14 protein-coding genes are annotated in these 15,267 nt (G+C 41.1%); 9 read left to right on the top strand and 5 right to left on the bottom strand.

Going from position 1 to position 15,267, the window contains the following annotated elements:
- Positions 1-34: 34 nt before the first annotated feature.
- Positions 35-775, top strand: a complete 741-nt coding sequence (locus tag B4G94_RS24195) for an FAD-binding oxidoreductase (RefSeq protein ID WP_286862580.1) — start codon at positions 35-37, stop codon at positions 773-775.
- 71 nt (positions 776-846) lie between these two features.
- Here the strand turns inward: B4G94_RS24195 and B4G94_RS24190 are convergent, their stop codons facing one another.
- Complete coding sequence (locus tag B4G94_RS24190; protein ID WP_286862579.1) at positions 847-1,110, bottom strand: hypothetical protein; 264 nt, start codon at positions 1,108-1,110, stop codon at positions 847-849.
- A 174-nt stretch (positions 1,111-1,284) separates the two neighbouring features.
- Between B4G94_RS24190 and B4G94_RS24185 the strand changes: the two genes are divergently transcribed.
- From B4G94_RS24185 to B4G94_RS24160, 7 genes are all read left to right on the top strand, one after another.
- Complete coding sequence (locus B4G94_RS24185; protein ID WP_349681875.1) at positions 1,285-1,764, top strand: sigma-70 family RNA polymerase sigma factor; 480 nt, start codon at positions 1,285-1,287, stop codon at positions 1,762-1,764.
- Between the two features lie 55 nt (positions 1,765-1,819).
- Entirely contained in the window at positions 1,820-2,812 is a 993-nt protein-coding gene (locus B4G94_RS24180) for a FecR family protein (RefSeq protein WP_108632673.1), read from the top strand.
- A 12-nt stretch (positions 2,813-2,824) separates the two neighbouring features.
- Entirely contained in the window at positions 2,825-5,848 is a 3,024-nt protein-coding gene (locus B4G94_RS24175; protein WP_286862578.1) for a TonB-dependent receptor domain-containing protein, read from the top strand.
- Entirely contained in the window at positions 5,805-6,542 is a 738-nt protein-coding gene (locus B4G94_RS28020) for an SdrD B-like domain-containing protein (RefSeq protein WP_422663714.1), read from the top strand. Before B4G94_RS24175 ends, B4G94_RS28020 begins: the two co-directional genes overlap by 44 nt.
- Positions 6,482-7,099, top strand: a complete 618-nt coding sequence (locus B4G94_RS24170) for a DUF4876 domain-containing protein (protein ID WP_349681874.1) — start codon at positions 6,482-6,484, stop codon at positions 7,097-7,099. The genes B4G94_RS28020 and B4G94_RS24170 overlap by 61 nt, the downstream gene beginning before the upstream one ends.
- An 11-nt stretch (positions 7,100-7,110) precedes the next feature.
- Positions 7,111-8,685 carry a DUF6850 family outer membrane beta-barrel protein gene (locus B4G94_RS24165; RefSeq protein ID WP_286862577.1) on the top strand — a complete coding sequence of 525 codons (1,575 nt, stop codon included), beginning with the start codon at positions 7,111-7,113 and terminating at the stop codon, positions 8,683-8,685.
- Positions 8,675-9,844 carry a cytochrome-c peroxidase gene (locus B4G94_RS24160; protein ID WP_286862576.1) on the top strand — a complete coding sequence of 390 codons (1,170 nt, stop codon included), beginning with the start codon at positions 8,675-8,677 and terminating at the stop codon, positions 9,842-9,844. The genes B4G94_RS24165 and B4G94_RS24160 overlap by 11 nt, the downstream gene beginning before the upstream one ends.
- 77 nt (positions 9,845-9,921) lie before the next feature.
- On the opposite strand, the gene B4G94_RS24155 is transcribed toward B4G94_RS24160, so the two are convergent.
- From B4G94_RS24155 to B4G94_RS24140, 4 genes are all read right to left on the bottom strand, one after another.
- Positions 9,922-10,827, bottom strand: coding sequence for a hypothetical protein (locus B4G94_RS24155; RefSeq protein ID WP_286862575.1), 906 nt, complete (start codon positions 10,825-10,827; stop codon positions 9,922-9,924).
- 21 nt (positions 10,828-10,848) lie between these two features.
- Complete coding sequence (locus tag B4G94_RS24150; protein ID WP_286862574.1) at positions 10,849-11,541, bottom strand: hypothetical protein; 693 nt, start codon at positions 11,539-11,541, stop codon at positions 10,849-10,851.
- A 93-nt stretch (positions 11,542-11,634) separates the two neighbouring features.
- Positions 11,635-12,747, bottom strand: coding sequence for a helix-turn-helix domain-containing protein (locus tag B4G94_RS24145; RefSeq protein ID WP_286862573.1), 1,113 nt, complete (start codon positions 12,745-12,747; stop codon positions 11,635-11,637).
- A gap of 56 nt (positions 12,748-12,803) precedes the next feature.
- Positions 12,804-14,687: a serine hydrolase domain-containing protein gene (locus B4G94_RS24140; protein ID WP_286862571.1), complete on the bottom strand. Its 1,884-nt coding sequence runs from the start codon at positions 14,685-14,687 to the stop codon at positions 12,804-12,806.
- 360 nt (positions 14,688-15,047) lie between these two features.
- Here B4G94_RS24140 and B4G94_RS24135 point away from each other — a divergent pair, with 360 nt between their 5' ends.
- A complete protein-coding gene (locus B4G94_RS24135; protein WP_349681872.1) occupies positions 15,048-15,245 on the top strand; it encodes a helix-turn-helix domain-containing protein in 198 nt (65 codons plus the stop codon).
- The last annotated feature ends 22 nt before the right edge of the window (positions 15,246-15,267 follow it).

The raw sequence follows: 15,267 nt of genomic DNA, 5'->3' as shown, positions 1-15,267 counted from the left end.
GTCTTAGCAAATTTACATCATTAATTTTCAGACAATGAGCAATCAGGGTACAACTTCAGAAATCTTTACCGGCATTATTCTTCAAAAAAGTAAGATAGCCGAACATACTATTCATATCAAAATCCAGAGTGCTGATTTTTCCAAAATTAAATATGTTGCAGGCTTTACTACGGATGTATTTCTTTCCAACCCTTATTATAATCCACACAGCGTTTCCCGCGAATATTCTTTCTGGAATTACGAACCGGTCCATAACATAGCTGATCTTGCCATTAATACATTCTCAAACGGCGAAGGTACAGACTGGGTAAAAGGCATACAGGAGGGGGATACGATATTTTTCAAAGAACCTTCAGGCGACTTAGTTATAGATCAATCCGGAGAAAATTATTTTTTAATTGGTGACATCACAGCTTTATCGCATCTGTACGAGATCAACCGGGCACTTGCAGTCAGTAAAGAGGTCTACAGTCTGATTTATGCAGGGAGCAAAGAGGATGTATTCCCGGATATTGACCATAGTTTTCCTTTAAAATATTATATTTTAAGGCCAATAGATTCCGAAAGTATTTTAGACCTAATCAACATTTATTTTCCAAAAGATAGCAAAAATACAGTCGCCTATGTGTTGGGCGATTCGGAAAACGCCACTGCCATATATAAATTTTTGAAAGACAATCCCGATTTTGACATACAGCGTATTTATTTCAAAAGTTTTTGGAAAAAAAACGGTAACGCAAATAATCACAAAAAATTTCATGACCGTATGTCTTAACAAATGGTAATGCTGTGACTTGCTGAAGAGACAGTTTGCCTTTAGTATTTTTGACCATGCGTATCAACTAATTAAGATTCAATTTCTTTCTTGTCTAAAACGGTTCGTAATGCTTTGTATACCCCTAAAAATAGGATGATCAGGCATGTCAGTGTAAGGCCAAGATATTGTACAACCCAAGCGATAAGAATTGCTACAATATGGATCTTGCCGTTTTCCGGCCTGAACATCTCCCCAGTGAAGAGATAAAAAGCAAAAGTAGCGAACACCCCCAACCAGATCAGGGCATAAATATAATGCAGTGGATTTTTACTGAATTTGTATTTGCTCAACATAGTCATCTTTAATTAAATTTTAAATATATAGAGGTTTGTATTTGTTTATGAATGGACTTACAATTCGCAAGATGAGATTTATGAATCGTTGGGTAGTGATGGTGTCTTTTAAATAATCCAGTTCTTTTGGAGAGGTCATATTCTAAGTGAAAAAGATGGAATACTAAAGATTTAATATTATTTGGAATAGATCTAAATAATTGTTTATTTTGCGCACTTGGATGCACTANNATCCATATCTTATTCTGTGACCTATGGGAAAAACGGGAAAAATTACCCATGCTAACTACAGATCCAAAATATTATCTCTTTGTATGGCTAAAACGCGTGATCTACAAACAGCATACTTACCAAAATATACCACTGGAAGACCTGTTGCACACACCGATAGAGGATTCTATCGAATCGCAAAAAATCATAATTGAAGAAACGTTGGAACGGGATCAGGCGCTGCGTGCAGCGATGGACAACCTGACGAAAAAACAGCATCGCTATATTGATCTAAAGTTTTTTCAAAATAAGAGTTATGAGGAAATCGCGGACATGGAAAATGCCGCACTAAGAACAGTTTACAACGTTGTTCATGAAGCGATTAAAAAATTAAAAGGCTCACTATCAGTTATTATTGTTGTTATTTTAAATTTTTCCAAATAAAAATAGGTAAAAAAAGAGACTTTGCTGCACTATTGTATAAACGCAACATCAAGCAATGGAACAACCTACTTTGGAAAAACTGATCTGTGATGAATCCTTTATCAATTATTGTCTGCAAGCAGGGCTTGAGGATATGGAATATTGGAAACAATGGGTTGAGGCAAATCCGCAGCATCGGCAGCTTATAGAAGATGCGAAAGGATTAGTCGAACTGATGCAGGCTGGTCCAAGTCCGGTCGAGATAGCTGAGGAGCGTGCCCGACTTCAGGCCTTTATCCATAAAAATAACACTCCAGTACATCGTTTACGAAACTACAGGTGGATCGGCTATGCCGCTGTCAGTCTTTTATTCGTATCCATGGGTTTGCTATTTTTGAAAAGACAATTGCCGCTAGCGGAAAATGCCAGTCAAATTGAGCTTGTCAGCCAGCTGGTACCGACCGGTAAGTATATGAATGTACTTTTGAGCGATAGTACCAAAGTGAAGCTCGGCCCAACGTCTACACTGCGATATCCGAAGCATTTCACGGGAGATAAGCGGATAGTTAGCCTGAATGGGGAAGGCTATTTTGAAGTTACTCATAACAGCCATAAGCCTTTTATTATTCAAACAGGTGAACTTGAAATCAAAGTGTTGGGAACTTCTTTTAATGTACACGCTTTTGAAGATGATGAACTGTCAAAAATAGCTTTGTTTACGGGGAAGGTGGAGGTTTTAAAGGGAGCCCAGAGATTACAGCTAAATCCAGGTCAGGCTATTGTATATAATAAAAACAAAGCGACCTTTGCGGTAGAATCCTTTGATCCAGCGAAAGAAAAGGAAAATATGGCGGGTGTTTTGCATTTTGAGAGGGCCACTTTCAGCGAAATAGCCAGACAGCTGAACCGAAAATATGGAATCATCGTGCAGGACCGACCAGATATCAAACTGATGTATTCAGGGACCATAGGACACGAGCCATTGGAAATGGTGCTTGAAAAACTTTCCATGACAACAGACTACCGGTTCAACATCGAATCCAATACACTTATCGTTCGCAAAAAATAACATCATATATCTATGTCTTCTAAATCCATCAATAGAAGCGCCCTGCTTCTTGGTGTACTTCTTTCTTTTCAGGTGTTAGTTGTAGATGCACAACAACTGAAGATTGAAAGCAAAAATCAACCACTAAGGTCTGTTTTGAAGCAGATTGAAGAAAAATCGGGTTATAGCTTTCTCTATGACGAATCTCAGATCAATGTGGAGCGCCGTATCAATATCGAGGTAAATGGGGCCCTTCCACAGGTTTTAAATCAGCTGGAACAGTTAACTTATCTCAAATTGCAGGTCTCAGGTAAGAATATTTTGATCAGTAAGGCTTCTTTGGGTGTGCTATCGGGTAGAGTTGTCGATGAGAATGGGCAAGGAATACCATTGGTAACCGTACATCTTAAAGAACTGAACCAGTACTATTTTACGGATAATAATGGCTCGTTTAAATTCCAGTTTCCGGCCCATCGGCTGAAGTCAGCAAATTTGCAGTTTTCCATGATCGGAAGACAAGGGACTTCCATTACAACTGTTTTAAATGGAACAAATAATGCTATTGCCGACATCATATTACCAACATTGAGTGTAGGGCTGGAAGAAATAGCCGTCACTCCCCGGACTAACAGGCGACTGGAAAGCAATAGTTCACTTTATATCAACCGCGAAGTGATCGAACAGTCGGGCGCATTAAGTATCAATGATTTATTGAGCCTTATTCCTGGACAAAAGATTGCCGCACCCTCTTTACAACAGGTCCAGCAAGCTAATTTAAGAAGTGCAACATTAGGCACAAATTCTTTTTCCAACAAAGATCCATTTGCACTCAATAATTCTTTTGGTGTAGCCCTAATCATGGATGGTATCGCATTGTCCAACAACGCCAATATGCAGACCTTAAATGCGGGAATCTATGGTATGGGTAATTCCTACGTCAGTGGCAAGATATCTGGGCTGAGTGGCAGTGATGCCAGTACAGATAATTATACCGGTGATTATACTTTTGGAGGTACCGATCTCCGCCAGATTGCCACAGACAATATCGAAAGTATAGAAATTGCTGCCGGCGTACCCTCCGTGAAGTATGGGGATATGACAAATGGTGCGATTATCATCAATCGTATTGCAGGAAAAACGCCGCTCAATTTTAATGTTCAACTTCGCGATAATGCAACCGTTTACGGAGTTAGTAAAGGTATTGATACCCGTAAGTTTGGAGCTTTCACTGTTGGTGGAAATTTCACGCGCTCCTTTGAAGACAACAGGGATAAGATGAAATCCTACGATCGTGTTGGCGGAAATATCATGTGGAGCACTTTCGCCGGAAAAGAAAAAGCTTTCACCAATACCTTATCCATAGATTATGGCCGCAACATGGATAAAGTCCGTCGTGATAGTGATGATCCAACGGCTGCGGTCATGCGCTTCAAATCATATAATTTCGCTATCGGAAGCCGCGCCAATTATCGGATTGACCGAGGTTTTCTTTCCAATATCGGGTTGAATGTCCGTTACAGCGAAACTTATCAGAATACATATAAAGAACAGGACGTCAACGGTACTTATATCATCTACTCAGATGCCACAGAAATAGGAGTTCATCAAGGCCAATATGCAAGCGGGATTTATCAGGCGGTAACCAATATTGAGGGTAAACCCATCGATTTAACAGCACGCCTGGATCTGACGGGCACATTCCAGACCGGCGACCTACTGCATCAAGTGAATTTTGGTTCATTTTTTAATTACTCAAAAAATATAGGAAAGGGACAGATTGTCGACCCGTCCAGACCACGCAATAATACCATCGCAGCAAATGCTGATATTCGCAAAGAACGCTATTATGATGTCTCACGTATCCATGGACAACAACAGCTGGGATTTTATGCGGAAGACCTCTTTACGGCGAAAATCGCTGAGCGTGACCTGAACGTCCGTATTGGTACACGGTTGGACAAATTTGAAAAATATATTACATTTTCACCACGTACGAATATTAACTATGCAATTACCCCTGCGCTGACAGTGGGGGTAGCATATGGCTGGGCAAGTAAAGCGCCCGCATTGGCGCAATTGTATCCGGGCCCGGTATTTTATGAGATTCCTTTATTTCAGCATACCGCTTTTAATGGGGGAAGTGTCGATGAGGCAAATAGCCTTTACCTGATGTATGTAGATAAATTTACACCGGATAATAGTAAGCTTAAGCCTTCGTTGTCCGAACAGCTCGAATTTTCAGCCACCTATGAATATAAAGATTTTAAATGGGGGGTGAACCTTTATCATAAAAGGAATTACAGAGATGTCGTTACCGTCAACAGTTTTGAGAAAATCGTGCTGGACAAATACAACGATAATCCCGATCCCAATGCGGAAGTTCCCTATATTATTGATGGGACAAAACAATATAGGCTATCGCGATTTGAATTTATGAATGCTGACGACAAAAGAACTCAGGGGATCGAATTCATGCTATCGACCCCAAAATGGATGGCCATCGCTACCTCATTTAATCTAAGGGCGGGATTGACCAAATCAACCTATAGACCCTTGCAGAATATGGCGACATTTCCCAACAACACCGACAATCCCAATCGTGCAGAATCTGCAATATATCCAACACAGCGCAGGACGACTACGGTAAGCAATGCGGCAATTACTTCAAGTACGCATATTCCTAAGGCTAAACTGTTGATCAATTTTACGACCGAATTTAACCTCATGAATAAAACGAATACCGATGCGTCCGACGGCATACCTATCGGTTATTATACGCAGGATGGAGCCTACCATGCCATAGACAATTTTGATCGTGACAATGTCAATTATGCGCATACGCTAAAGCCAATAGAAGAAATCAACAATCAGAACCAGCCTGCTGTCTATACAAATTTCCACTTAAATGTATCGAAGGAAATCAGTAAACGGCTAAGCTTGGCTTTTCATGTCTATAACGTATTTAATTATCGTCCACAGTACAAACGTTCTGATAATTCCATGATCATTCCGAATGGCAAACCTACTTACGGTGCGCAACTCAGACTTAAACTATAACGCCATGAAAATCATCATTAAACTTATACTTTTAATCTTTGGCTCCAGCTATCTTTTTAGCGGCTGTCAAAAAGATAGCTATGCCGAAAATGGATCGGTAGACATCTCGTTGAGTGCGTCCTACGAAAGTGAAACCTATGCCAATAAATTGCCGTTGGATGATATTACTTTAAACCTTTACACCTTGAAAGGCAAACTGTTGTTGACGGTAAAATCTGATGAAAATGGTGTAATTGAGTTCGTGGATCTGGCGCCTAATACGTATAATGTTCAGGTCGTGAAAAAATTCAGTGCTGCAGAATTCAACCAGTTAACAGGGCAGCGTGAAGACAGTGAGGTTACCTTTAGTTCGGTGATTCGTCGGATCGAAGTCGTCAAAGGGTCGGCGGCGACACATTGGGACCTTTCTCTCCTGACCGGTAATAGTAATGAGGAGGGCTTGGTTATCAAACAGATTTATTACGCAGGTTCAGACGCCAATCAAGGCGCTAGTTTTAGGGATCAATTTATCGAAATCTATAATAATTCCGATCAGGTCCGTTATGCAGACAGTCTCTATATAGCCGAAGCTTTTGGTACGACAAATGCGAGTACGACCTATGTGTACCAGCCCAATAGTGGACAGTATGATTNNTGCCGGGCGAGAGTATTGTTGTCGCCTCAACAGCAGCTAACCATCAGTCGCCCTATATAGGAGCTGACGGGGTCGCGATCTCCGTAAAGAATCCGAGCCTCACCATCGACCTCAGCAAGGCAGATTTTGAAGCTTATTATGTACCCTATCTTGGAAGTACCAAACCTTTGGCATCTGACATCGATAATCCAAATGTTCCCAATATAAGGCTGATCAACCGGGGTGTTGGTGCTGACATGATTATGAACCAAGCGGGCCAACGAAGCTGGATCATTTTCCGTGATCAGAACATGGGACCGGTAATCAGTTGGAAGGGCTATATGCCGCCATATGCTGATGGACGGGAAAATTTGGGCACAGATTACCTCCAGATTCCGATAGTAAATATTTTGGATGGTGTGGAAATTCAGTCCTCAACCTCTACACAATATCCTAAACGATTTACGGCAAAAATCGATGCAGGGTCTATCGCTGTAGACGGAGGTGCGCGTTCCTCAAATTCAGTGATTAGGAAAACAAAAGAGATTATCAATGGAAGAAGAATACTGGAGGATTCTAATAACTCAAGTGATGATTTTGTGTCAATGAAGGCAAATCCAAAGGGATTTATTGATTAAGCGAAAAAAAAATGAAAAATTATATTCAAGTTACCTTATGCCTAATTGTTGGGGCGTTGTCCCAGCTTCCGGCCAAAGCGATAGCAAGACAAGATACCATACCCTATATTCAATATATTGACCAGGATAGCATGCAATTGCGTTTACGACAGTATGCTGTCGATAACCCGATGTGGCTGGAAAAGAAGGTGCTGCAGCGTTACAGTTTGATTAGTATGGGATACAATTCCACCTCGGGCGATTATCACCGCGCCCAGGACGCACAGCGGGTAAATACGCTGAATTTTAGTTCGGAGGGAGCTGTTACTATTAAAGATGTACGCTTGTGGGGGCGTTTCAATTATACGAGATCTGTCGAGGACAGTACGAGGTTTGCCCATCAGACCAGAGAAAACACTTCTTCCCCCTGGTATTTTGGCTCCTATGGTTACAATCATTATGAACGAACGACCTATCGTATCCAGACACGCGGACAGCGTTATTTTGCAGACAGAAAATATGCTGTTTTTGGTGGATTCGATTACCAGGTAGGCAATCATTTTAGCAATAATGATCCGAGAGGTAGCATCCGCGTAGCGCAACTTAACGGTACAGCGGGTGGTAGCATGCGTATAGCCAAAGATTTTGATATTGGTATCGAAGGGAAGTATGGTTATGGACAGGAGGATTTTGAAATAGCTTATAAAAATGGGAATACGGCCACAAGCGCTGTGGAGTCACCCTATATGAACTATATTATCAGAGGTTACGGATGGAAGGTCAGTGACTGGCTCCTGGAGCAGAAGATGTTCTATCAGAATGACATGAAGCGCTTTGGTGGTAAGGTTTACTTTTCATGGACTTCTTCAATAGGTGACTTTTATGGCAATGCAGCTTATTTGCGTGAAGAACAGAAGTATCGACAAACGCTGCGCAACGAGTCCCGCATCAATGAACTCAGTCAGTATAATTTAAATCGACTAGACTATAATTTGGTATGGCAGCTGTCCAAAGGAGTTCATTCCTATATGGCATCGTTTGATTGGTCGAGCACACGTGGAAAGGATCAGGTAACGGAAAGTGGCAACGCACAGAATTATGTTTACCAGAATGATAATGGCGCATTGAATTTATCTTATATGCTAGCGAAGAAGAAGTGGCAACACTATTACGGCGGCAAAATTAGTATATTGAATGAAATCAGAAGGGATGGTGGCACTGGTACAAGTCTGGACTACGAGCATTTAAACTATCAACTCAATGGAGCGTGGACCTATATAACCGCTACGAATCAAGAAATAGAATTTGGTCTCACAGGTTCTCTTCGCCAAAATATAGGAACATCCTGGTCGTTACCACAAATCAATGAAAATGTATTCCACCAATATGTTTTTTATCATGATGTCCTTTACAGTCGTGCAAATTTATATGGAGGTAAAGTAAAATTGGGTTTCAAACAGCGCTTAAGAAAGGGGAATTTCATTCACTTGATAGCAGACTACAATTATCAAAAAGTGGGACGTTTATCTGATCTGAATCGCGAGAATCTTGCCCCTATAGGGACCACCCGGAAACAAGTGAATTTAATGGTAGCATATGGATTTTAGGAAGTGGACCTTGATGAAGAAGAATACACTGATTGTTATCGCCATCTTTATTGCACCTTTGTTGATTTCGGCATTTGCAAATCGTACTGACGAGCAGGAAGATCTACAGGCATTGCGCCAACGCTACAGTAGCGGCCGCCAGGAACTATGGCCCAAACCACATATCGACTCAGCTGTGAGACCTAATTTTGTGGATATCGGGGTATTGCCCGAGGTAAGCTATCCGGCAGATAATCCTTATAGCAAGGAAAAATCATTGCTCGGAAAGTTATTGTTTTTTGACCCCAGACTTTCGGCATCGAAGCAAATATCATGCGCAAGTTGTCATGACCCGCAATTGGGATTTGGAGATGGAAAAAGCCTTGCGCACGGTCATGGAAGGCGAGAGGGAAAAAGAAATGCGATGACGCTATACAATGTCGCATTTTACAAATCTTTTATGTGGGATGGCCGTGCTAAGAGTCTGGAAGATCAGGTTTTGTTGCCGACACAGGACCATTTGGAAATGAATACGCCGTTAGATACTTTAATAGCGCATGTAAAAGCTGTGCCTGGCTATGCGGCATACTTCGAACAGGCTTTTGGGGATAAACAGATTACCCTGTTCCGAATACAACAAGCACTAGCAACCTTTGAACGTGGTATTGTAAGCTATCCAACAAAGTTTGACCGATTTGTGCAGGGGCAGGCCGATGCGCTGAACGATCAGGAACTTACCGGCCTGCATTTATTTCGTACAAAGGCACGGTGTATAAATTGCCACAACACACCTTTGTTCTCGGATAATCTTTTTCATAATGATGGACAGACACTGTACGGAAGCAAACAACAGGATTTTGGCCACTACCAGCTCACCGGAGATCAGAAAGATATTGGCGCATTCCGTACACCATCGCTTCGAAATACAGGTCTGACAGGTCCCTGGATGCATCACGGCAACTTTCCAACCTTGCGTGATGTGGTCGAACTCTATAATCTGGGCAATCCGGCACCTATACAAAGGCATGTGAAAATTGATGAAAAGACAAGACCTATACATTCACCATTATTAAAAAAATTGAACTTATCGCGACAGGAAGTTGATGCTGTGATAGCTTTTCTACAGGCTTTAAGTACATCAACGCAACGTCGGATTGCTATGCCTGAACTTCCGGAATAAAAGATGAAAATAAGCCTGTCAATATAGGAACTGACATGAAATTTTTCAATATCGTGTTACTGGGATTGATTGATCGTTCATTGGTCAAGCCAATGAACGATATTAAGTAGCAATTGTGCATTTTGGTAAGCATAAGGATGATTCATACCCCTTTTTTTACTTTTGATGCCATGGAGTTGTGCCGAAAAAGGAGCGCCGTCCCCGAATAGCACGATTCTTCCTTTCCCAAACCTAAGATAAGCACCATTGGCAAATCCCTTGCCCGATATCCGGGGGATATCATCTGGAATGGGTCTTTTTATCTGATTAGCGTCGCTCGGTAGATAAATCTCATATTCTTCGTTCAACAACGAGATAATATGTGCGGTTGAAGGGACTGTAAATCCCGTACCGCCCCAGCACATTATACTGTCTATTTCTTTACCTGATCCAGCTGTGATTTCATTGGGCAAAAGTGTTTTTCTATCTCTTGAAAAAATTTCGGGCTGCTCATCTTTGCGTAGCGCAAAACCATTGATAACATGAATGCCGAATGCGGCGGCAAGAGCTTGTATTGAACCACCACAGGGCATATGGTCTGTGACCAAAAATAAGTTTCCGCCGTCAGATACCCATTGACGAAGGAGATCGATTTCCTTATCAGTAAAAGCCGAACGGGCTGGTAGGCTCCAGTTTTCTGGATCATATAGCGCATTTACGCTGATGAATACTTTTGCCTCCTTCAGGCTCTCAAAATTAACTTTCTCTTTGGTACTTCGGAGGCTATACCCGTCAGCTTTTAAGAGATCTGAAAAGGCAGCATAAGCTCCTCGCAAAGTAACCGGATTGTTGTGCGCTTCGTCAAACAGAAGCAGAGGCCCATTCCCGACCTGATGGTGCGGATCGGTAATGGGATAATGAAACTGTTCATCAGCTACCTGTTGCGCCTTTAGTTGTGCTATACCCATCAGTATAATGGATAAGCAGCCAATCATCCTTTTCATACGATTTTTTTATTGGGATTATTAATCAGCCCTCAGCCAAAGATCTTTTTCAAAGCATGTCATCTGCTCCACCTTTCCATTAGAAACAGAAAATGTCAAAGGAAAGGTACCATCTTCGTTGAGGAAGAAAAGTTCCGAACGTGGGGTAAATGAAATTGTTTTGTTGTCCCACAATTGTTTAAGGACTATGCCTTGTGCTGAAGGTTCTATGGTAATTTTTAAATTGTTGTCGTTGGCCATAAGGTAAGTTCCGGTAAGCTGTTTCAGTTGAGATGCGGTTAGACTTACAATTTTATTGGGGTCAAACGGTACACGCTCACATACAATTCTGCCAAGGATCTTGGCTTGTCTAAAATCTCCAGCGCTATTTTTTAAGAACTCTATCGCATAGCCTTCATTTTTGGATTCAAAATGCGTATCATCTTTACGGACGAGCTGATATCTTTTTTTCTGATCCCATAGCTGTGTCGCATGTAGCGTATTATCTTGCTCGTTGAAAGCAATGAAAGCTACTTTATTGGGTAGCTGGTAGTAGCCCTGAAATGATTTCAGTGGAGTCTGATGTTGCTGGTAGGAGGCACTTGTGGAGCTGATCTGTGCAAACGTATCATTGGAGGCTAAAAAGCAACATGCTCCCACTAGTAGACCGAAGGTTGCTTTAGAAATTTGGCGTATCGCTTTCGAGCGAATACGTGGTTTAATTTGTTGTATCATAATTTTTTTTGTTGATATGATACAAGAATAAGTCTTTTTGATAGGCTAAACGTCCGAATGGATGCAATCGAACAAACTTCACTTTGCCATGCGTTAAGTTAATTTTTTACCATGGACTTTCATATATTCTGTCGGCGTAATACCGGTCGCCTTTTTAAAGCTGCTATAAAAAGTTGTTCTTGAATTAAAGCCTGCGCTTATCGCGATCCCAAACATATCGAGGCGCTTTGACTCTGCTGATAATAGCAGTGTTTTGGCTTCCTCCGTACGGAGTTCATTAATAAATTGATAGAAGTTTTTTTTCAATCCATTGTTTATAATATAGGAAAGATCATGCGGATTGATGCCGATATGATCTGCGAGGGATGAGAGGGTTAATCCCGGATCGAGATATAGCTTTTCAGCTGTTGTTTTCTGCACGAGTTTTTCTTTTAATGTGTCTACCTGTTGTTCTGTCAACCGCTCTTCGGTTTTAATTTTCTCTGTTGTATCACTTTCATCAATCAGATTATCGGTAGATTCAACAGTATATATTGACCGTTGTGTTAAAGTTGCGTACCCAAGTGCCACTGTGCCCATAAAATATAGGATTGGCGCAAAGGAGTTAAAGGCGAAATGAGCCAACGCCAGTAAGCGGACAACGATCATAAATAATAGAGCGATCAATAGATATTTCAACCAGATCATGTTGATCTTTTCCGTGTAAGAAGATAACTGTCGAATGTTATTCTGATGTATTTTGAAGAGTCTGTAGCAAGCAAGCCAGTAAAAGATACATTGAGCAAAGAAGAAATATTTAACGGCAAATATGATCCACTGCGGTAATTGAGGCGGATGGATGTGACTATTAAAAAGCCCCGGTATTAAGTAAATAACAGAAAGAAGCAGAAAAGCCAGGAAAGGAACAAAATGTAATCCCCAATACCGAATCGGTTTCGTCGGTTTGACCATGTAATGAACCGCAAGATAAAAGCAGGGGAGGGTGGCCCAGCGGGGTAGTTCAAGGACATGGATCAACGCTTCGTTGTCGATGTGAAAACCTTCGAGAAAGAGCTGGGTAAATAAACATGCCAACAGAAAATAGTATGTGCCCAGCCAGCGATCGGCCCGGATACCTGTTTTGTTGACCCCCATAAAGATTAAAGTTCCGAGCAACCAAAGCGCACCCGCTGAAAAAGCGTGAAAAGTATAGAGTATGTTGACCATGGTTTGTATTAACCTATCTTTGTACCGTGAATTTAAATATAATTAATCAAAAGGAACTACATCATCCAGATCGGCACACCAATCCAACCATTTACAGAAAGTAGTGCAACCAGGTAGCATAAAAAGAAATTACAAAGCGCTAAGAGCAGACGCAACCATTTCGGGCTTAGTTGAAACCAACGCTTATAGAGGAGTAAACTACTGACGATAACTAATATTGCAAATAAGAGCATGCCCAGGAAAATGGAAAAACTTGTTGCATTACAAAAGGTAAACAATTCCTTGTGACTGGCATCTGTCAATCCCATGAGACGATAGGCTGCAATAAAACAACAGGTCCCTACTGTTGGCAATAAAGGAATTCCGAGGTCCATCAGGTTCATTTTTCGAAAAAGTGTAAGCACTATTCCCACCAGACTAAAGATCATATAAATCGAAATGGCACAAAAACCTAGATAGATAGGAATCTTTTGTATTAAAAGGGAAGTCCGGGACACTTTTCGATAGAAACTATTGCCATAACCTTGAAAGAAAGGTTGACCATTGGAATCTTTGGCTAATACAAAAGAAGGGAGAATATCATCTTTTGCGCGAAATATGCCATTGCCCAGATGGACAAGAGAATCTATCTGTCCATTCTCTTTTTTGACGAGGAGTCGATCTTTGTTGATCTCCCTTAATTCAATGCCGCCAAAGATCCGCCGATAGAATTCCCAACGGTCATTTTTGGGATTCATAAATTGGTAGTAACCTAATAGCGGTTTTATTTTTTGCTTATCTATTGGTAGACTGACTGGTTTCCGAGCGGCAATGTCCTTTGTCAGAAATTCTTCGATAGCCTGTGAGATTGGCCACATATTGACGACACTATTGGCTGCTATGGCATAGGCTAAACCAGCTTCACGGTTAAAAAATAGCCAGGATACAAAACCTTCCCCTTTGCCGTTGTGGCCTCGCAGGCTAACCTTTTTATTATTCGGAAATAGATCATTTCCCTGGGCATAGCCAGTCTGTAATCCCGCCTGGCTGGCTAAAGTACTGTGGATAGTCTCCATCTCCTTTAAATAAGCATTATTTAGTAGTGTGCTGTCGGCATTGCCATTGAGCAGATAAAGCATAAATTTGGCCATATCATGGGCATTTGATACCAGTGCACTTCCAGCTCCATTGCTACCTGGCTGATAGAATGGCATTGGCCTGAATTCACCATCTTGAAAATCATAACCTATGGCGAAGTTAGGCCTGCGTGCTCCATTCCGATCAAATAAGCTATTGTGCATATTCAGTGGCAAAAAAATCTGCTCGTGTAGATACTTATCCCAAGGCATGTCCGTCACTTTTTCAATGATATAGCCCAGTACATTGTAACCCGGGTTTGAGTAGGACATCATCGTTCCGGGCTTCCAGCGAACGGTCAGTGAATTGCTGACAGCCTTGATCGCGTCAATACCAAGTAGAGGTTTTTCGCTTATGTTTATCATACTATTGAGCTGCACATCATCAAAGCCTGCTGTATGTTCTAGGAGGTGAACCACCCTAACTGGATCTGTATCTTCCCAACGATTGCTGAATGGAATTTCAGGTGCTATATCGCGAATATGGTCGCTGAGTTTAAGCTTTCCTTTAGCAATCAATTGTTGTATGCCCATAGCCACGAAAAATTTGGTAACGGAGGCAAAGTGAAATTGGGTGAGCTGATCTACGGGACGGTGTTTCTGAAGGTCTGCATAGCCCAGTCCGCCAGAATAAAGAATGCTATCATTTTTAACAATCGCGACCATCAGACCCGGGATGTTTTCCTTTTGTATAACGGTTTCGAGCTGTTTATGCAGTTGCGCAATGGTGGTATTGGAATTTGTTTTGGAGTTTACCTGTGCTGCTGCGTTGAAATAACTTACCGCAATGAGTATCGCGATATAGAAAGTTTTTAAGTTGATCATAAGCTTTTTCTTTTTTACAAATTAGCAATGATCTTTCCTGAACCTGTCCGTCTCCATCCAAGCGGATAATTCAGGGAATTTCTAGTTCATTAAATATGCGGAGTAACAGGTAAGTAATCATTATACATTTAGAAGGAAGGAGTGCTATGGTATTTAGATAATTTATTATATTAAATTGCGGCAATCTTGCTCTACGCTTTCATGGCCATTGAAATCTTGGATCAGTTAAAAAATCTTTATATGTTAAGGTTGTTAAGAAGACTGTAATTTTGCTTTTTTCACTGGCAGAAAGTGTAATGCCCGCTCTACCATTTTGCTGTAATTGTTTATCCAGATTTGAATTTCGCTTTACTAATTGGTATGTTTATGTCAAAAACACAGGCAATAAGATCAGATATTCTCAGAAGAGCAATGAAATTAATATACAGGCAAGGTTTTCAATCCACAAGTATTGATGACATCTTGGCTACGCCACATGTGACCAAGGGGGCCTTTTACTATCATTTCAAAAATAAAGAAGAGATGGGAATAAGACTATTTCTCGGCTATATGAATTAAACAAGCTACTTTATCAAGAATA

It is taken from the genome of Sphingobacterium sp. UBA7625 (genome assembly GCF_002484085.1).
GTDB lineage: Bacteria > Bacteroidota > Bacteroidia > Sphingobacteriales > Sphingobacteriaceae > Sphingobacterium > Sphingobacterium athyrii.
The sequence above is the reverse complement of the archived record's forward strand: the minus strand, read 5'-3'. Positions and strand labels throughout refer to the sequence as shown.

What these genes read in the sequence shown, in the direction of transcription:
- B4G94_RS24195 (WP_286862580.1), top strand. Translation starts at nt 35, where the DNA reads ATGAGCAATCAGGGTACAACTTCAGAAATCTTTACCGGCATTATTCTT.
- B4G94_RS24190 (WP_286862579.1), bottom strand. Translation starts at nt 1,110, where the DNA reads ATGTTGAGCAAATACAAATTCAGTAAAAATCCACTGCATTATATTTAT.
- B4G94_RS24180 (WP_108632673.1), top strand. Translation starts at nt 1,820, where the DNA reads ATGGAACAACCTACTTTGGAAAAACTGATCTGTGATGAATCCTTTATC.
- B4G94_RS24175 (WP_286862578.1), top strand. Translation starts at nt 2,825, where the DNA reads ATGTCTTCTAAATCCATCAATAGAAGCGCCCTGCTTCTTGGTGTACTT.
- B4G94_RS24165 (WP_286862577.1), top strand. Translation starts at nt 7,111, where the DNA reads ATGAAAAATTATATTCAAGTTACCTTATGCCTAATTGTTGGGGCGTTG.
- B4G94_RS24160 (WP_286862576.1), top strand. Translation starts at nt 8,675, where the DNA reads ATGGATTTTAGGAAGTGGACCTTGATGAAGAAGAATACACTGATTGTT.
- B4G94_RS24155 (WP_286862575.1), bottom strand. Translation starts at nt 10,827, where the DNA reads ATGAAAAGGATGATTGGCTGCTTATCCATTATACTGATGGGTATAGCA.
- B4G94_RS24150 (WP_286862574.1), bottom strand. Translation starts at nt 11,541, where the DNA reads ATGATACAACAAATTAAACCACGTATTCGCTCGAAAGCGATACGCCAA.
- B4G94_RS24145 (WP_286862573.1), bottom strand. Translation starts at nt 12,747, where the DNA reads ATGGTCAACATACTCTATACTTTTCACGCTTTTTCAGCGGGTGCGCTT.
- B4G94_RS24140 (WP_286862571.1), bottom strand. Translation starts at nt 14,687, where the DNA reads ATGATCAACTTAAAAACTTTCTATATCGCGATACTCATTGCGGTAAGT.
- B4G94_RS24135 (WP_349681872.1), top strand. Translation starts at nt 15,048, where the DNA reads ATGTTTATGTCAAAAACACAGGCAATAAGATCAGATATTCTCAGAAGA.